The following is a 17754-nucleotide window of genomic DNA, read 5'->3' as shown; positions in this document are numbered from 1 at the left end:
CCCCCCCGGCGGACCCTCCGGGAGCCCCCCCGGCGGCCCCCCCCCCCGGGGGCCCGGCCCGCCGTTCTCGCGTCTGCGGACCGAGCCGTTACTTGCGGCGGTCGCGCTTCTCGCGCACGCGCATGTTCACGACGATGGGCGAGCCCTCGAAGCCGTAGATCTCGCGCAGGCGGCGCTGGATGAAGCGGCGGTAGCCCGGGTCGAGGAAGCCCGTCGTGAAGAGCACGAAGGTCGGCGGTCGCGTTGCGGCCTGCGTGCCGAACAGGATGCGGGGCTGCTTGCCGCCGCGCACCGGGTGCGGGTGCTCCTGGGTCAGCTCGGTGAGGAATGCGTTGAACTTGCCCGTCGGGATGCGGGTGTCCCACGAGTCGAGCGCGGTCTCGAGGGCCGGCACGAGCTTCTCGAGGTGACGGCCGGTGCGCGCCGAGATGTTGACGCGGGGCGCCCAGGCGACGTGCGCGAGGTCGAGCTCGATCTCGCGCTCGAGGTAGCGGCGGCGATCGTCGTCGAGCAGGTCCCACTTGTTGTAGGCGAGCACGAGCGCGCGACCCGACTCGAGCACGAGCTCGATGATGCGCACGTCCTGCTCCGAGATCGGCTGCGAGACGTCGAGCAGCACGACGGCGACCTCGGCCTTCTCGAGCGCGGCCTGCGTGCGCAGCGACGCGTAGAAGTCGGCGCCCTGCTGCAGGTGCACCCGGCGGCGGATGCCCGCGGTGTCGACGAAGCGCCAGACGCGCCCGCCGAGCTCGATCTGCTCGTCGACCGGATCGCGCGTGGTGCCGGCGAGGTCGTTGACGACCACACGCTCCTCGCCCGCGGCCTTGTTGAGCAGGCTCGACTTGCCGACGTTCGGGCGGCCGAGGATGGCGACCTTGCGCGGGCCGCCGAACTCCTCCTTGGCGACGGCCGAGACGGTCGGCAGCACCTTCATGATCTCGTCGAGGAGGTCGGCGACGCCGCGGCCGTGCAGCGCGGAGACCGGGTACGGCTCCCCCAGGCCGAGGTTCCAGAGGCCGTAGACCTCGGGCTCCTGGCGCACGTCGTCGACCTTGTTCGCGATGAGGAAGACGGGCTTGTCGGCCTTGCGGAGCAGCTTCACGACGGCCTCGTCGGTCGCCGTCGCGCCGACCATGGCGTCCACGACGAAGAGCACGACGTCGCAGAGGTCGATCGCGACCTCGGCCTGCGCGGCGACGGACGCGTCGATGCCCTTCGCGTCGGGCTCCCAGCCGCCGGTGTCGACGAGGGTGAAGCGGCGGTCGAGCCACTCGCCCTTGTACGAGACGCGGTCGCGCGTGACGCCCGGGGTGTCCTGCACGACGGCCTCGCGGCGGCCGAGGATGCGGTTGACGAGCTGGGACTTGCCCACGTTCGGGCGGCCGACGATCGCGATGACGGGCAGCGCCGGCAGGTACCGGACGCTCTCGTCGCCGGCGTCGACGCCCTGGAGGAGGTCGAAGTCCTCCTCGTCGAGTTCGTAGTCGTCGAGGCCCGACCGGAGCGCGCGGGCGCGCGCCTCGGCGAGGTCCTCGTCGACGGCGGCGAGCCGCTCGACGAGGTCGTCGTCGTGTCCTTCGTACTCGCTGTCGCTCATGGATGCTCCTTGGGTGGGATGCGGCTCGTGGCCGATGGTCTCAGGAATGGATGCCGGCGTCGACGACCGCCACGACGGCGGCGACGGTTTCGTCGAAGTCGAGCTCGGTCGAGTCGACGGTGGTGACGCCGTCGGCGGCGGTGAGGAAGTCGACGACCTGCGCGTCGGCGCGGTCGCGCGCGACGAGGTCGGCGGCGCTCGCGGCGGCGGCCGGGGCCAGCTGCCCCGCACGGCGCGCGATGCGCACCTCCTCGGAGGCGGTCAGCAGGATGCGCACGGGCGCGTCGGGGGCGACCACCGTGGTGATGTCGCGACCCTCGGCGACGACTCCGGGCTGCTCCACGGCGAACATGATCGCGCGGAACAGGTCGTTGACGTGCGTGCGCACCGCGGGGATGCGCGCGATGCGGCTCACGTGCGCTGAGATGCCCGGCTCGCGGATCGCGAGCGTCACGTCGACGCCGCCGACCGTGACCAGTTCGACGTCGGGGTCGGTCGAGATGACGTACTCCCAGTTCGGCAGCAGGTCGAGGATCGACGCATCCGTCAGGTCGGGATCGGTCAGATCGAGGCCGGACTCGAGGGCGAACCACGTGAGGGCGCGGTAGGCGGCGCCCGTGTCGAGGAACGCGAACGACTTCGCCCGGGCGACGGCCCGCGCGATGGAGGACTTACCGCTGCCGGCGGGCCCGTCGATGGCGACGATGAGGGGGACGGTCATGCGGTTCAACCTGCGATCCGCCAGCCGCGCACGGCCAGCTCTTCGATGAGGCGCTCCCGCGCCTCGGGGACGATGGCGATCTCGGCGAGGCCGATCTGGGCGCCGGGCGAGTGCTCGAGCCGCAGGTCCTCGATGTTGACCCCGGCGGCGCCGACGTCCTCGAAGAGCCGGGCCAGCTGGCCGGGACGGTCGTCGACCATGACGGTGAGCGCCACGAAGCGCCGGTCGACGCCGTGCTTGCCGGGCAGCCGCTCGACGCCGGTGTTGCCGCCCGCGAGCTCCTCGGCGATGCGACGCCGCGCACCGGGGGCGGCCGGATCGTCGAGCGCTTCGATGAACCGGTCGAGGTCGTCGCGGAACGCGCGCAGCTGCTCGGCGACCGCGGGCGCGTTCGCGCCGAGGATCTGCACCCAGAGCCCCGGGTCGCTCGCGGCGACGCGCGTGACGTCGCGCACCCCGCCGCCGGCGAGGCCGAGGGCGGACTCGGGGGCGTCGACGAGCCGTCGCGCCATGAGCGAGGAGACGACCTGCGGCGTGTGGGAGACGATCGCGACGGCCAGGTCCTGCGCCTCCGGCGTCATCTCGATGAGCGTCGCGCCGAGGTCGAGGATGAGGTCATCGACGATCGCGGCGCGGCGGTAGGAGATGTCCTCATGCGCGGCGACCACCCACGGGCGACCGACGAAGAGGTCGGCGCGACCCGCCATGGGCCCGCCGCGTTCCCGCCCGGCCATGGGATGCGAGCCGAGGTAACGCGAGACGTCCGCACCCCGCTCCCGCAGCGCGGCGAGGATCGGCGCCTTGACGCTCGCGACATCGGTGACGATCGCGTTCGGGAAGGCGGCCAGCTCGGCGGCGACGACGTCGGCGGTCACGTCCGGGGGCACGCAGACGACGACGAGCTCGGGCTCGTCGCCCGCGGCCGGGGCACGGCCGGCGCCGTAGTCGACGGCGATCGCGACGTGCGTCGGCGAGGCGTCGGCGAGGATGACCTCGACGCCGCGGGCGCGCAGCCCGAGGCCGATGCTCGTGCCGAGGAGTCCGACGCCGACGACGCGGACGGGACCCGTCAATCGCGACTCGACCACGTGTGTGCTACCTCTCTCGGCCGGAACCGCGCTCGCCTCGTCCCTTCGATCCGGGACGGCCTGCTCCCGGCGCGCGCGTCGCATCCGTCGTGTTCGTGTTCGAGGGAGGCGTCGTGACGTCGCCCGTCGTCGCGGGCGTTTCGCCGGTCTTGGCGCGCCGGACGATGGTCAAGAGCGCACCTCGTTCTATTTTAGTCAGTTCCCGCAGCTGCCCCGCTCGGAGGGTTCCCAGGTGGAGCGGGCCGAACTGGCGGCGCACGAGTTCGACGACCGGATGACCGACGGCGTCGAGCATCCGGCGCACGATGCGATTGCGGCCCGAGTGGAGGGTGACCTCGACGAGGGTGAAGCGCTCGTCGGAGCCCTGCTGGAGGATCTTGCCGCGGTCGATCGAGATCGGGCCGTCCTCGAGCTCGATGCCCTGCTTGAGGCGCTGCAGGGTGCCCGGCAGCAGCCGGCCCTTCACCTTGGCGATGTAGGTCTTCTCGACGCCGAACGAGGGATGCGCGAGCACGTGGGCGAGTTCGCCGTCGTTCGTGAGCACGAGCAGCCCGCTCGTCTCGGCGTCGAGGCGGCCGACGTTGTAGACCCGCTCCTCGAGGTCGTCGGTGAACTCGCGGAGGTCGCGGCGACCGTGGTCGTCGAGCATCGAGGAGACGACGCCCGTCGGCTTGTTGAGCACGTAGTACTTCTTCGAGACGTCCAGCTGCACGGCGCTGCCGTCGACCTCGACCTCGTCGGTCTCGGGGTCGATGCGACGCCCGAGCTCGCTGACGATCTCGCCGTTGACCGCGACGCGGCCGGCCGCGATCAGGTCCTCGGCGACGCGCCGGCTGGCGACTCCAGCGGCGGAGAGCACCTTCTGCAGGCGCACCCCCGTCGGTTCATCGAATGACATCGTCGAATCCGTCCTGTCCGTCGTCGAGGAGCGGCGAGATCTTCGGCAGCTCCTCGATGCTGTTGATGCCGAGCTGCGTGAGGAGCAGGTCGGTGGTGCCGTAGAGGATCGCGCCCGTCTCGGCGTCGGTGCCGATCTCGGTGATGAGGCCGCGCCCCACGAGGGTGCGCACGACAGAGTCGACGTTGACCGCGCGGATCGAGGCGACCTGGCCGCGCGAGACCGGCTGCTTGTAGGCGATGACGGCGAGCGTCTCAAGCGCCGCCTGCGAGAGTCGCGCGGGCGTCTGAGTGAGCACGAAGTCGGTCACGAGCCGGTCGTAGTCGGCCCGCGCGTAGAAGCGCCAACCGCCCCCGACCTCCCGCAGCTCGAACGCGCGGCGGATCGCCGGGCCGGCCTTCGCCTGCGAGGGCGCGTCGGTGCGCGGCTCCCCCGACGGCGCACCGCCGTCGTAGTCGTCGGCGAGTCGGCGGATGGCTGCCTTGACCTCGGCGACCGGGCGGGCGACGGCCGCGGCGAGCTGCACGATCGACTGCGGCTCGTCGGCGACGAAGAGGATCGCCTCGAGCGCACGGTCGAGATCGAGGCTGGGCTGGCCGGGGACGTCGAGCGGCGTCGCGACCGAGAGCTCCGGCCCCTCGGAGGCCGGGTCCGCGATCGGGCCGCGCTCCGGCTCGGAGACCGGGTCGGCGGCCGTGTCGTACGCCGCGTCGGCCGAGCGCTCCTCGGCGGACGCGCCCGTCGCATCCAGGTCACTCGTCATAGTCGCCTCCCAGGTCGTCCAGTCGCTCGTCGGTCCAGTCGGGAGCCGCCCAGCGCAGCGTCAGTTCGCCGAGCGGCTCGAGCTGCTCGAAGCCGATCGCCGCGTGCCGGTAGAGCTCGAGCACCGCGAGGAAGCGCGCCACGACGACGCCCTTGCGGTCGATGCCGGCGATGAGCTGGCGGAACGTCACCGGCTCCCCCGAGCGCAGCACGGCGACGACGTGCGCCGCCTGCTCGCGGATCGAGACGACCGGCGCGTGCAGATGGTCGAGTCCGACGACCGGGATGACGCGGGGCGCGAACGCGAGCGTCGCGATCGCCGCGAAGTCCTCGAGCGTCGTCGTCCACTGCAACTCCGGCGCCTGGGCACGATAGCGCTCGTCGAGGCGCACCGACCGCGGATGCCGCAGCGTCTCGGCCTCGATGCGACCGCCGAACCACCCCGCGACCTCCTTGAAGGCCCGGTACTGCAGCAGCCGCGCGAAGAGCAGGTCGCGGGCTTCGAGCAGCGCGACGTCCTCCTGGTCGACGAGCTCGCCCTGCGGCAGCAGGCCGGCGATCTTCAGGTCGAGCAGCGTCGCCGCGACGACGAGGAACTCGCTCGCCTCGTCGAGCTCCTCGGCCGTGTCGACGCCCCGCAGGTAGGCGAGGAACTCGCTCGTCACGACCGACAGGGCGATCTCGGTGATGTCGAGCTCGTGCTTCGCGATGAGGCTCAGCAGCAGGTCGAACGGCCCCTCGAAGTTGGACAGGGCGACGCGGAACCCCGGCGCGTCGGCGCTCGGGACATCCTGGACGGCGGGTGCGGTCGCACCCGCTGCGGGTTCTTCGACGACCGGGCCCGTCGCCTCAGGCGACGGCGCCACGGACGATCAACTCGCGGGCGAGCTGCCGGTAGGCCCTCGACGACTGGTGCTCGGGCGCGAACTGCGTGATCGGCGTGCCCGACACGGTCGCGTCGGGGAACTTGATCGTGCGCGTGATGACGGTCTCGAGCACCTCGTCGCCGAACGCGTCCACGACGCGCTCGAGCACCTCGCGCGAGTGCAGCGTGCGGGCGTCGTACATCGTCGCGAGGATGCCGTCGAGGCGGATGGCCGGGTTCAGCCGGTCGCGCACCTTGTCGATGGTCTCCACCAGCAGCGCCACACCGCGCAGCGCGAAGAACTCGCACTCGAGCGGGATGATCACGCCGTGCGCCGCCGTGAGGGCGTTGACGGTCAAGAGCCCGAGCGACGGCTGGCAGTCGACGAGGATGACGTCGTACTCGGGGGCGAGCTTGCGCAGCACGCCGGCGAGGATCTGCTCGCGGGCGACCTCAGTGACGAGGTGCACCTCCGCGGCCGAAAGGTCGATGTTCGCGGGGATGACGTCGAGGCCCTCGACGCTCGTGCGCTGCACGGCCGAACGCGGGTCGATGCCCCGCCCGAGCAGGAGGTCGTAGATCGTCGGCACGTCGTGCGTCTGCACGCCGAGGCCGGCCGAGAGCGCCCCCTGGGGGTCGAAGTCGACGGCGAGCACCCTACGACCGAGCTCGGCGAGCGTCGCGCCGAGGTTGATCGTGGTGGTCGTCTTGCCGACGCCGCCCTTCTGGTTGCAGAGCGCGATGATGCGGGCGGGACCGTGGCCGACCAGCGGTGCCGGGTCGGGGAATTCGTGCAGCGGGCGCCCCGTGGGGCCGAGCTCTGAATCCAGGGTCGCGATGCCGTCCGCCGAGTCCGCGTCGTACAGGGTCACGAGCGCCCTCCTCATACCGGTTCGTGCTTGGTCGATTGTAGCCGCGCCCCTCGGATCGGCCGACGGCGACGCGGCGGTTCTCATGGTTCCCGCATCGCGACGACCGATCGGGCGGCCGACGTCATCGAGCGCGCGGGTGCGCGCTCGTGTACATGTCCCGCAATGCGTCGGCCGTGACGAGCGTGTAGATCTGCGTCGTCGCGACCGAGGCGTGGCCGAGCAGTTCCTGCACGACCCGCACGTCGGCGCCGCCGGAGAGCAGGTGGGTCGCGAACGAGTGCCGCAGCGTGTGCGGTGAGAGGTGCGGGATGCCGGCGCGCTCGGCCGCCGCCGAGATGACGAGCCACGCGCTCTGCCGCGAGAGCCGTGCGCCGCGGGCGCCGAGGAACAGGGCCGGCGTCGAACTCCCCCGTGCCGAGAAGACCGGCCGCACGCGCACGAGGTAGCGCTCGATCGCGGCCTGCGCGTAACTGCCGACGGGCACGACGCGCTGCTTGCCGCCCTTGCCGAAGAGCCGCACCACGTCGCCCTCGACCAAGTCGTCGACGTTGAGCGCCACGGCCTCGGAGACGCGCGCGCCCGTCGCGTAGAGCAGTTCGAGCAGGGCCTGGTCGCGGATGCGGTCGGGCGCTTCGCCGTCCGTCGCCGCGAGCAGACGCTCGACGTCCTCGATCGGGATCGCCTTCGGCAGCCGTGACGGCGGCTTCGGCGGTTTGACGGCGTGCGCCGGGTCGAGGGCGAGCGACCCCTCGGCGGCGAGGAAGCGGTGCAGTCCGCGCACCGCCGAGAGGATGCGGGCGACCGAGGTCGCCGCGAGGCCCTCGCCCAGCGGCGGCGGCGCCGAGAGATGCCGGCTGAAGGCGGCGATCGCCGCCTCGTCGACGCCGGAGAGCAGTGCGGATGACTCCGCCGGCGGCGTCTCGCCGGTCGCGGCGATCCCGTCCGCCGAGGCATCCCGGTCCGTCGAGTCATCCGGGCTGGACGAGGCGGGCTCGTCGCCCGAGCCAGCCCCGCCGTCGTCGCGGTGCGACTCGGCGATCGCGCCGCCGGCGACCTCGGCGGCGGCAGACGGCGGCGTCTCGCCCGCCTCCGCCCGCAGCCAGCCGAGGTAGCGATCCAGATCGCGCCGGTAGGCGAGCAGCGTGTTCGCCGCGAGGCCGCGCTCGACGGTGAGGTGCCGGAGGTACCCGTCGATCGCGGCGCGGTCGCTCATCCGCGTCGCGGGGTGGAGCGGAAGGGCCAGGTTGCATCCGCGGGCGCGAGCGTCGACCAGTCGCGCTCCCGGGCGACGTGCGCCGCGAGCGCCGCGGTCACGAGTGCGGGATTCTGCACCCGTCGAGCGAGCACGGCATCCACGACCTCGTCGAGGTCGACCCAGCGGCGCACGATGTCGGCCTCCTCGCCCTCGCGCACGTAGTCGTGCTCGATCGCGGTCAACCCGCGGGCGAGGAAGACGCGCAGCGACTCGTCGCTGCCGCCGGGCGAGGTGAAGAAGTCGGCGAGCACGTGCCACTCGTCGGCCGCGAGGTCGACTTCCTCGGCGAGCTCCCGCTTCGCGGCCTCGACCGGGTCCTCGCCGGGCACGTCGAGCAGGCCGGCCGGGATCTCCCAGTCGCGCGCCCGCACGGGGTGCCGGTACTGCTGGATGAGCAGCACGCGACCGTCGTCGTCGAGCGCGAGCACCGCGACGGCGCCCGTGTGGTCGACGTAGTCGCGCACGAGCTCGGCGTCGCCGTAGGCGAACACGTCACGCCGGACGTCCCAGACGCGGCCCTCGACGAGGAGTTCGCTGGAGCGCACCTCGACCTCCACCGCCTCGTCGGCGAGGGGGGCCGTCGGCGCGTCGCTCACTCGCCCTCGACTTCGAAGAGCAGGGCGGCCTTGCGGCGCTCGAGGGCCGCGCCGACGAGGCCACGGAACAGCGGGTGCGCGTCGGTGGGACGGCTGCGCAGCTCGGGGTGCGCCTGCGTCGCGACGTAGTACGGGTGCACCTCGCGGGGCAGCTCCACGTACTCGACGAGGTGGCGGTCCGGCGAGACGCCGGAGAACTGCAGGCCCGCGGCCGCGATCTGCTCGCGGTAGGCGTTGTTGACCTCGTAGCGGTGGCGGTGGCGCTCGCTGGCCTCGGTCGCGCCGTAGACCTCGGCGACGATCGAGCCCGCTTCGAGCACTGCGGGGTAGAGGCCGAGGCGCATCGTGCCGCCGAGGTCGCCGCCGGCGATGATCTCGACCTGCTCCTCCATCGTCGCGATGACGGGGAACTCGGTGTCGGGGTCGAACTCGGTCGAGGAAGCGCCGGGCAGGTCCGCCACGTTCCGCGCGTACTCGATGACCATGCACTGCAGGCCGAGGCAGAGGCCGAGCGTGGGGATGCCGTTCTCACGGGCGAAGCGCAGCGCGCCGAGCTTGCCTTCGATGCCCCGCACGCCGAACCCGCCGGGCACGAGCACCGCGTCGACGCCGGAGAGGCGCCGGGCCGCTCCCTCGGGCGTCTGGCACTCGTCGGAGGGCACCCACTCGATGTTGACCTTGGTGCGGTGGGCGAACCCGCCGGCGCGCAGCGCCTCGGTGACCGAGAGGTAGGCGTCGGGCAGGTCGATGTACTTGCCGACGAGCGCGACGGTGACCTCGTGCTCGGGCTCGTGCACTGCCTCGAGGATCGGCGACCAGCGCGTCCAGTCGACGTCGTGGGCGCGGTCGGCCAGACCGAAGGAGTTGACGATGTACTCGTCGAGGCCCTGGTCGTTGAGCATCGACGGGATGTCGTAGATCGAGGGGACGTCGGTCGCGTTGACGACGGCGGCCTCGTCGACGTCGCACATGAGCGCGATCTTGCGCTTGTTCGACTCGGTGACCGGGCGGTCGCTGCGCAGCACGAGCGCGTCGGGCTGGATGCCGAGGTTGCGCAGCGCGGCGACCGAGTGCTGGGTCGGCTTGGTCTTCTGCTCGCCGGACGCGTTCATGAACGGCACGAGCGAGACGTGCACGAAGAAGACGTTGCCGCGGCCGAGTTCGTGGCGCACCTGACGCGCGGCCTCGATGAAGGGCTGCGACTCGATGTCGCCGACGGTGCCGCCGACCTCGGTGATGATGACGTCGGGCTTGGGCTCCTCGGAGGCCTGCAGGCGCATGCGGCGCTTGATCTCGTCGGTGATGTGCGGGATGACCTGCACGGTGTCGCCGAGGTACTCGCCGCGACGCTCCTTGGCGATGACGGTCGAGTAGATCTGACCGGTCGTGACATTGGCGGCCTGCGAGAGCTCGATGTCGAGGAAGCGCTCGTAGTGGCCGATGTCGAGGTCGGTCTCGGCGCCGTCGTCCGTGACGAACACCTCGCCGTGCTGGAACGGGTTCATCGTTCCCGGATCGACGTTGAGATACGGATCGAGCTTCTGCATGACGACCCGGAGGCCCCGGGCCGTGAGCAGATTGCCGAGGCTCGCCGCCGTCAATCCCTTGCCCAACGAGGAAACGACACCACCGGTCACGAAGATGTGCTTGGTCGTGTCGTTCTGAGTCTGTCCCGCGCGCTGATCCACCACGGGCTTATATCTTATCCCACCCCGAGGGGTTTCAGGCAGGGATCGCGGCGCACACCGCCCCGTACCCGGCGATCTCCCGGTTTCGGATCGACGGCGGGCGATGCGCAGCCCGGGCGTGTCGCCGGTCTCGCGGCGTCCGCCGAGCCGGGCGGATGCCTCGCACGACGCGGCCCGGCTCGCCCCGCCGTGGGCGAAGCGCACTCCCCCGCCGGCCGGCCGGACTCAGACCCCCGCGGTCTCGGCGAGGCCGAGCAGTTCGCGGGCGTGCGCCAGGCCGCTCTCCGAGTCGGCGAGGCCCGAGAGCAGACGCGCCATCTCGGCCTCGCGATCGGCACCGGTCAGGGCCCGCACGCTCGACGCGGTGACCCGCCCGTCGGTGCCCTTGACGACCGTCAGGTGGTTCGTGGCGAAGGCGGCGACCTGCGCGAGGTGCGTCACGACGATGACCTGCGACGTCGTCGCGAGCCGCGCGAGGCGACGGCCGATCTCGATCGCGGCGGCGCCGCCGACGCCGGCGTCGACCTCGTCGAACACGAACGTCGGCACCGGGTCGATGCCGGCGATGACGACCTCGATCGCGAGCATGACGCGGGAGAGTTCGCCGCCCGAGGCCCCCTTCGAGACGGAACGCGGTTCGGCCCCGGGGTGCGGCGCGAGCAGCAGCTGCACGTGGTCGGCGCCGTGCGCGCCGTAATCGGCCGGCTCGACCGTCACGACGAGCTTCGCGTCGGGCATCGCGAGGGCCGCGAGCTCGACGGTGACCTCGTCGGCGAGCCGCTCGGCCGCCGCGCGACGGAGTTCGCTGACGCGGCCCGCGGTCGCCTCGAGCTCGGCACGGTGGGCGCCGACGGCGGATTCGAGTTCTGCGATGCGGTCGTCGTCGGAGTCGAGCTCGACGAGCCGCAGTCCGCCCGTCGCCCGGAACTCGAGCAGGTCCTCGTAGGTCGGCCCGTAGCGGCGCACGAGCGAGCCGATCTCGGCACGGCGCTCCTGCACCGCCTCCAGCTCGCGTGCGCCGTCGGCGTCGAGCCCGGCAAGATAGCCCGCGAGCTCGGCGGCGGCGTCGGTCAGCAGGAACCCGGCCTCGGTGAGCGCGGTGACCGCCGGTGCGAGCGCGGCGTCGTGCTCGGCGACCCGTTCGAGCCGGCGCTTCGCCTCGCCGACGAGGGCGACGGCGTCCGCGGAGCCGTCAGGTTCCTCCGGCGAGAGCAGTTCGTGCGCCTCGGCAGCGGCGGTTCGCAGTTCCTCGAGGTTGGAGAGCCGGTCGGCGCGGCCGGAGAGTTCCTGGTCCTCCCCCGGCTGCGGATCGATGGCCTCGACGGCCTCGAGCGCCGCCCGCAGTTCGGCCGCCTCGCGCAGCCGCGCCTCGTGGGCGCCGGTGAGCTCCTCGAGTTCGCCGGTCGCCGCCCGCCACGCGTCGTAGGCCCCGCGGTACGCGGCCAGTTCGGTCGCGAGCGCCTCCCCGGCGAATCGGTCGAGCGCGTCGCGTTGCGCGCTGGTCGAACGCAGCCGCTGCTGGTCGGCCTGCCCGTGCACGACGACGAGCCGGTCGGCCAGTTCGGTGAGCACGCCGATCGGAGCGCTGCGGCCCCCGACGACCGCGCGGCTGCGCCCCTCGGCCGACACGGATCGGCTGAGCAGCAGTTCCCCGTCCTCCACGGCGCCGCCGGCCTCGGCCGCGCGCTCGGCGACGGGTCCGTCACCGGGCACGAGCCAACGGCCCTCGACCCACGCCTGCGCGGCGCCCGCGCGCACCGCGCCCGCATCCGATCGGGCACCGAGCACGAGCCCGAGGGCCGTGACGACCATGGTCTTGCCGGCGCCGGTCTCGCCGGTGACGGCGGTGAATCCGGGGCCGAGCGGAAGCGTCGCCTCGGCGATGACGCCGAGGTCGCGGATCGCGAGTTCTTCGATCACGAGCCGGTCTCCATCCGGGGTGGGGTGTCGGGGGTACGCCGGCTCGCGGCTCGCCGCTCAGTCACGCGCAGGGCCCCGCCAACCGACGACGGGCAGGCTGAACTTGCGGACGAGCCGGTCGGTGAACGGCGCGTCGTGCAGTCGCGCGAACCGCACCGGCATCTCGGCCCGGCGCACCAGCACCCGGGCGCCCGGCGGCAATTCGAACGAACGCCGTCCGTCGCACCAGATCACGGCGTGCGCACCCGTGCGCTCGATGAGCTCGATCGCGAAGAACGAGTCGGGAGCGACGACGAGGGGTCGTGCGAACAGCGCGTGCGCCGCGAGCGGGACGAGCAGGAGCGCCTCGACCTCGGGCCAGACGACCGGGCCGCCGCCGGAGAACGCGTACGCCGTCGAGCCGGTCGGCGTCGACATGACGATGCCGTCGCAGCCGAAGCTCTCGAGGGGCCGGCCGTCGACTTCGACGACGACCTCGAGCATCCGCTCGCGCTCCGCCTTCTCGACGGTGACCTCGTTGAGCGACCAGTCCGAGTAGACGACCTCGCCGGCCTGCTCGACCTCGACCGCGAGCGCGAGGCGCTCCTCCACGAAGTAGTCGCCGGCGAGCGCCCGCGCGACCGTCAGTCCGAGGTCGTCGCGTTCGGCCTCGGCGAGGAAGCCGACATGACCGAGGTTGACGCCGAGCAAGGGCACATCGAGATCGCGCACGAGCTCGCCGGCGCGCAGGATCGTGCCGTCGCCGCCGAGGACGATGACGAGCTCGATCTGGGACTGGACGTCGGTGAGCCGGACGGCGGCGTCGAGCAGGGCCGGGTCGTGCTCGTAGATCTCGTCCCACTGCTCGTCGGCGATCACGGGCACGGCGCCCGACCCGGTGAGCTGTGCGCACACCTCGACGGTCGCCTCGAGCGCCGACTCGCGCTGCGCGTGCGAGAACACGAGGAAGTACCGCTCGCTCGCGAGGTCCTCAGTCATGGTGCTCCATCCGATGCGTCGCGGCGGCCGGCCGCGGCCGGATCTCAGCCATCGATCCGGCTCGTCCATTCTGCCGGTTCAGTGCCGACAGTCCGGCTGAAGCGGGCGAGGTACTCGCGGTTCCCGTGGGAACCCGCGATCGGGGAGGAGCGGAGACCGGCGGTCTGCAGGCCGAGATCCCAGGCCGCCCAGAGCACGTTCGCCACGGCGTCGGCGCGCAGCCCGGCATCCTTCACGATGCCCTCGCGCACCCCCTGCTTGCCGACCTCGAACTGCGGCTTGATGAGCAGGACGAAGTCGGCGTCCTCGGTCGCCGTCCGCACGAGGGCGGGCAGCACCTGGGTGAGCGAGATGAACGAGAGATCGGCGGTGACGAGATCCGGGCGCTCGGGGATGCCCGTGAGCTCCGCCAGCGACGCCGCGTCGAGATGGCGCACGTTGCAGCCTTCGACGAGCACGAGGTTCGGTTCGTCCGAGAGACTCGGGGCGAGCTGGCCGTGGCCGACGTCGACCGCGAGCACCGCGCGCGCGCCGCGCTCGAGCAGCACCTGGCTGAATCCGCCCGTCGAGGCGCCCGCATCGAGCGCGAGCCGACCGGCGGGGTCGACGTCGAACGCGTCGAGCGCCGCGATGAGCTTGTGCGCCGCGCGGCTCACGTAGTGGTCCGCGCCGGCCACCTCGATCGACTGCTCGTCGCGCACCTTCGCCGACGGCTTGACGATCGGCCGGCCCTCGACGCTCACGAGGCCGTCCTCGACGAGCTTCGCGGCGTGCGTGCGGGAGCGAGCCAGTCCCCGCGCGGCGAGGGCCGCATCCAACCTCGATTCGGCCACGCTCACGCGCCGCCGTGGTCGGCGCCCTCGAGCACGTCCCGCAGTTCGTCGGCGACCGCCGCGTACCGCGAGGCACGTTCGCCGAGCGGCAACTCCTCGATCGCGCCGGGCCGCTCGTCGCGGACGTCGTCGGCGTCAGGATGCCTGGTCTCGGCTCGTTCGTCGCTCACCGCTCCACGCTACCTCGGGCCTCGCGGCTCAGGAGTACAGCCGCTCCGGCACCTGCAGCTGGTGGACCGTCCGTCCCGACTCCCAGATGAGCGCGCACGCGGCGCGCAGCAGGTCGATCGGGGCGCCGTCCGCGACGACCTGCACGGCGATGCCGTCGAGCCGCACGCGGGCCTTGCCCACCCGCACCTCGTCGCCGCGATGCACGACCTCGGGATAGGGCTCGAAGAGCCCGCGGAGGTCTTCCACGATGAAGTCGGGCCGCATCGTCGGCACGGCGGCGAGCAGCTGCTTCGCCGTGTCGATGCCCGTGAGCACGTGCAGCGAGCGCCAGCCGGCTCTGCGGGCGCCGAGGATGTCCGTGTCGAGGCGGTCGCCGATCATGAGCGGCGCGGCGGCGGCGAAGCGCTCGGCCGCGACGTCGAAGATCGGCGTCTCGGGCTTGCCGGCGACGAGCGGCAGCCGGCCGACGGCCGTGTGCACGGCGGACACGAGCGTGCCGTTGCCCGGTGCGATCCCGCGGGCGACGGGGATCGTCCAATCCTGGTTCGTCGCGATCCACGGAACGGGACCGTTCTCGCGTTCGGCCTGCAGCGCGAAGGATGCCTCGGCGAGCTGCAACCAGCCGACATCCTGCGCGAATCCCTGCACCACGGCATCCGGGAGATCGTCCGCGGAGCGGGTGACCCGGTAGCCGGCCTTCTCCAGCTCGACGACGATGCCCTCGCCGCCGATGACGAGCACGAGTGCACCGGGCGCGGCGACGCCCGCGAGGAGCTGCATCGCGGCCTGCGGCGACGTCACGACGTCGGTCGGCACCGTCGTGAGACCGAGCTCGACGAGGTGGGCCGCGACGGTCGCATCCGAGCGCGACGCGTTGTTCGTGATGTAGGCGACCGGCATCGACGCGGCGACCCGGTTCAACGCGTCGACGGCGTGCGGCAGCGCGCCGGCTCCCGCGTAGACGACCCCGTCGAGGTCTGCGAACACCGCATCGACGCCGTCGAGCGGCGTGGGCCGATCAGCCTTCGCGAACAGGCCCACCGGCGGCCTCTCCCGACTCGTCGGTGTCGGTGTCGTCATCCTCGAGCAGCTCGGCGAGCTCGTCCTCGGGGTCGTAGACGGCCGCGTCGGCGCGGAGCGCCTCGTCGTCGACGGATGCCTCCGCGGCGACAGCCTCGGCCGCTGCTTCGTCGGCTGCCGCGACCTCGTCGGCCTCGGCCTCCACGGCCAGGGCCATGCCGCTGGCGGGCGCGTCGTCCGCAGCGTCGTCGGCGTCGTCGACCTCGTCGCTCGAGTGCACGGTCGGTGCCGCAGCGTCGGACTCGTCGGCCGGCACGGCCTCCCCGCGCTCGGCGGCCTGCGCCGCCTCGGCTGCGGCGATCTCCGCTTCGAAGGCCGCGTCCTCGGCGGCGAGGCGCTCGGCTTCGGCCGCGGCGGCGGCACGGCGCTCCTCGTCCTCGACGTCGCGGGCGAGGTCGTGGTCGATCGTGTCGATGATGTCGACGATCTCGAAGTCGGCCGCGGCGTCGTCGAGGGCGTTCTCGGCGCGCTCGGCGCGCGCGTACCAGACGGCGGCATCGTCGGTTCGGCCGAGGTCCTCGAGCACCGTCGCATAGGCGGCGAAGAGGTCCGGGCTGTACGAGAAGGCGCGGTCGGGGTCGAGCTGCGGAATCTCGAGCTCGGCGAGGGCCCGCTCGGTCTGGCCGAGGTCGAGGCGCGCGCCGGACATCGCGATCGCGAGCGCGGCGCGCACCGCCGGCTCGAGCTTCGCGGCGTCGACGGAGCGGCCGAGCTCGAGCGCGCGGTCGGGGCGGCCGAGGCCGCGCTCGCTGTCGACCATGAGCGGCAGCTGGTCGTCCTTGCCGGAGATGCGGCGGTAGGTGCGCGCCTCGCGGAGTGCGAGCGCGAAGTCGCCCGTCTGGTACGCGGTGACGGCGAGGGCCTCGCGAACGACGGCCACGCGGCCCGCGCGCTGCGACGCCGCGAGGGCGTGCTCATGCGCGAGCTCCGGGTCGCTCTCGAGCAGGATGCCCGCCATGACGAGGTGCTTGGCGACCTCGTCGCCGTTCTCCTTGCTGAGGGTCTTCAGCTCGATGCGCACGCCGAAGTCGAGGTCCTTGGGCGAGATGTCGCTCGGAATCTCCGGCTCGACGCGGCGCGGCCGCACCGAGCGGGGGGCCTCGCTCTCGCCGAAGCGGCGCTCCTTCTCGGCACGACCCGACTCGCCACCGCGGTAGCCGGCCGAACGGCCGCCCTGACCGCCCTGACCGCCGCGGTCGTCCCGACGGTAGCCGCCACGGTCGCCGGACTGGTTGCGGTCGCGGTCGCCGCGATACCCACCGCGCTCGCCCGACTGCGGACGATCGTCGCGACGGTAGCCGGCACGGTCGCCGGACTGGTTGCGGTCGCGGTCGCCGCGATACCCACCGCGCTCGCCCGACTGCGGACGATCGTCGCGACGGTAGCCAGCGCGGTCGCCGGACTGCGGACGGTCGCCGCCGCGGTACCCGCCGCGTTCGCCCGACTGGTTCCGATCGCGGTCGCCGCGGTACCCGCTGCGCTCGCCCGACTGCGGACGGTCACGGTCACCGCCCCGATACCCGCCGCGGTCGCCCGACTGCGGACGGTCACGGTCGCCACTGCGGTACCCGCCGCGGTCACTTGACTGATTCCGGTCGCGGTCGCCGCGATACCCGCCACGCTCGCCCGACTGCGGACGGTCGTCGCGACGGTATCCCCCGCGATCTCCCGACGTGCTGTTGCGATCGACGCGGTAGTTGCCGCGTTCGCCCGTCGGCTTGCGGTCACGGTCGCCGCCGCGGTAGCCACCGCGGTCGTCGCCGGCCCGGTTGCCGCTGCGGGGGGCGCCGTCGCGGTCGCGAGGCGGTCGGGCCGGTCCGTTCCGACGGTCGCCGCCCGAACGAGGAGCTTCGTTGCGTCCTCGGTCCGAACGGTCGCTGCCGCGCTCGGGGCGCTCGGGCCCGGATCCTGCTGCCGAATCGCTCACGAATCTTCCATCCCTCGTGGTGGTCTACCGATCCACCGTAATGCCGCGCGCTGCGTGCCGTCTGTGGTGTTGTGCCGAGCCGAATGGGCTCGGAATGCCGAACGTCAGAGCGTTCGAGCGGTGAAACACGAAGAGCCGCCCGGCTGGTGCCTGGGCGGCTCTTCGTTGAATGGGTGTCCGGCGGTGTCCTACTCTCCCACAGGGTCGCCCCTGCAGTACCATCGGCGCTGCGAGTCTTAGCTTCCGGGTTCGGAATGTGTCCGGGCGTTTCCCTCGCGCTATGGCCGCCGTAACTCTGGCCCACCAGGACCCCGCACGTGTGTGGGGTGGTGGAAACTCATCGTTACTGCCAACCCGTGGGCCCGTGTTGGGGCGTGCGGGGTTGGTGTCACTGTTCTGTTGTTGTTGTTGGTGTTCGTCCAGTGGCGAACAGTTGCTGTTCGTCTGCTGGGGACTACCTAGTGGACGCGAGTCATCGGGTGCCCCACAACCCGCCTTTTGTT

At 72.4% G+C, this 17754-nt stretch carries 17 protein-coding genes and 1 rRNA gene; 1 reads left to right on the top strand and 17 read right to left on the bottom strand.

Annotated elements, in window-relative coordinates; genetic code table 11:
* Window positions 1–88 precede the first annotated feature (88 nt).
* From der to GB864_RS15155, 16 genes are all read right to left on the bottom strand, one after another.
* Complete coding sequence (gene der, locus GB864_RS15230) at window positions 89–1597, bottom strand: ribosome biogenesis GTPase Der (RefSeq protein ID WP_160426551.1); 1509 nt, start codon at window positions 1595–1597, stop codon at window positions 89–91.
* Between the two features lie 40 nt (window positions 1598–1637).
* Complete coding sequence (gene cmk / locus GB864_RS15225) at window positions 1638–2318, bottom strand: (d)CMP kinase (protein ID WP_160426550.1); 681 nt, start codon at window positions 2316–2318, stop codon at window positions 1638–1640.
* A gap of 5 nt (window positions 2319–2323) precedes the next feature.
* On the bottom strand, window positions 2324–3391 hold the full coding sequence (locus GB864_RS15220; RefSeq protein ID WP_236779169.1) for a prephenate dehydrogenase: 1068 nt from the start codon (window positions 3389–3391) through the stop codon (window positions 2324–2326).
* A gap of 22 nt (window positions 3392–3413) precedes the next feature.
* Entirely contained in the window at window positions 3414–4304 is an 891-nt protein-coding gene (locus tag GB864_RS15215) for a pseudouridine synthase (RefSeq protein ID WP_160426548.1), read from the bottom strand.
* Window positions 4291–5067 (bottom strand): SMC-Scp complex subunit ScpB, encoded by a 777-nt coding sequence (gene scpB / locus GB864_RS15210; protein ID WP_160426547.1) that lies wholly within the window; start codon window positions 5065–5067, stop codon window positions 4291–4293. The genes GB864_RS15215 and scpB overlap by 14 nt, the downstream gene beginning before the upstream one ends.
* Complete coding sequence (locus GB864_RS15205) at window positions 5057–5932, bottom strand: segregation and condensation protein A (RefSeq protein ID WP_160426546.1); 876 nt, start codon at window positions 5930–5932, stop codon at window positions 5057–5059. Before GB864_RS15205 ends, scpB begins: the two co-directional genes overlap by 11 nt.
* Entirely contained in the window at window positions 5916–6797 is an 882-nt protein-coding gene (locus GB864_RS15200; protein ID WP_236779172.1) for a ParA family protein, read from the bottom strand. Before GB864_RS15200 ends, GB864_RS15205 begins: the two co-directional genes overlap by 17 nt.
* 127 nt (window positions 6798–6924) lie before the next feature.
* Window positions 6925–8016 carry a site-specific tyrosine recombinase XerD gene (locus GB864_RS15195; RefSeq protein WP_160426544.1) on the bottom strand — a complete coding sequence of 364 codons (1092 nt, stop codon included), beginning with the start codon at window positions 8014–8016 and terminating at the stop codon, window positions 6925–6927.
* Entirely contained in the window at window positions 8013–8654 is a 642-nt protein-coding gene (locus tag GB864_RS15190; RefSeq protein WP_160426543.1) for an NUDIX domain-containing protein, read from the bottom strand. The genes GB864_RS15195 and GB864_RS15190 overlap by 4 nt, the downstream gene beginning before the upstream one ends.
* The gene (locus tag GB864_RS15185) at window positions 8651–10342 is read right to left on the bottom strand and encodes a CTP synthase (RefSeq protein WP_160426542.1); all 1692 of its coding nucleotides are present in this window, start codon (window positions 10340–10342) and stop codon (window positions 8651–8653) included. The genes GB864_RS15190 and GB864_RS15185 overlap by 4 nt, the downstream gene beginning before the upstream one ends.
* A gap of 225 nt (window positions 10343–10567) precedes the next feature.
* The gene (gene recN / locus GB864_RS15180) at window positions 10568–12262 is read right to left on the bottom strand and encodes a DNA repair protein RecN (protein ID WP_160426541.1); all 1695 of its coding nucleotides are present in this window, start codon (window positions 12260–12262) and stop codon (window positions 10568–10570) included.
* Between the two features lie 57 nt (window positions 12263–12319).
* Entirely contained in the window at window positions 12320–13240 is a 921-nt protein-coding gene (locus GB864_RS15175) for an NAD kinase (protein ID WP_160426540.1), read from the bottom strand.
* 44 nt (window positions 13241–13284) lie between these two features.
* Window positions 13285–14079 carry a TlyA family rRNA (cytidine-2'-O)-methyltransferase gene (locus GB864_RS15170; protein WP_160426539.1) on the bottom strand — a complete coding sequence of 265 codons (795 nt, stop codon included), beginning with the start codon at window positions 14077–14079 and terminating at the stop codon, window positions 13285–13287.
* Window positions 14076–14243: a hypothetical protein gene (locus tag GB864_RS15165; protein WP_160426538.1), complete on the bottom strand. Its 168-nt coding sequence runs from the start codon at window positions 14241–14243 to the stop codon at window positions 14076–14078. The genes GB864_RS15170 and GB864_RS15165 overlap by 4 nt, the downstream gene beginning before the upstream one ends.
* A 28-nt stretch (window positions 14244–14271) precedes the next feature.
* Window positions 14272–15285, bottom strand: coding sequence for an HAD-IIA family hydrolase (locus GB864_RS15160; protein WP_160426537.1), 1014 nt, complete (start codon window positions 15283–15285; stop codon window positions 14272–14274).
* Complete coding sequence (locus tag GB864_RS15155; RefSeq protein WP_160426536.1) at window positions 15263–16345, bottom strand: tetratricopeptide repeat protein; 1083 nt, start codon at window positions 16343–16345, stop codon at window positions 15263–15265. Before GB864_RS15155 ends, GB864_RS15160 begins: the two co-directional genes overlap by 23 nt.
* Between GB864_RS15155 and GB864_RS15150 the strand changes: the two genes are divergently transcribed.
* Entirely contained in the window at window positions 16289–16909 is a 621-nt protein-coding gene (locus GB864_RS15150) for a hypothetical protein (RefSeq protein WP_160426535.1), read from the top strand. The two genes, GB864_RS15155 and GB864_RS15150, sit on opposite strands and share 57 nt — an antisense overlap.
* 517 nt (window positions 16910–17426) lie before the next feature.
* On the opposite strand, the gene rrf is transcribed toward GB864_RS15150, so the two are convergent.
* A 5S ribosomal RNA gene (rrf, locus tag GB864_RS15145) occupies window positions 17427–17543 on the bottom strand.
* Between the last annotated feature and the right edge of the window lie 211 nt (window positions 17544–17754).

The sequence above is a fragment of the Agromyces seonyuensis genome (genome assembly GCF_009789225.1).
Classification (GTDB): Bacteria; Actinomycetota; Actinomycetes; order Actinomycetales; family Microbacteriaceae; genus Agromyces; species Agromyces seonyuensis.
This window is presented reverse-complemented; position numbering and strand designations above follow the sequence as displayed.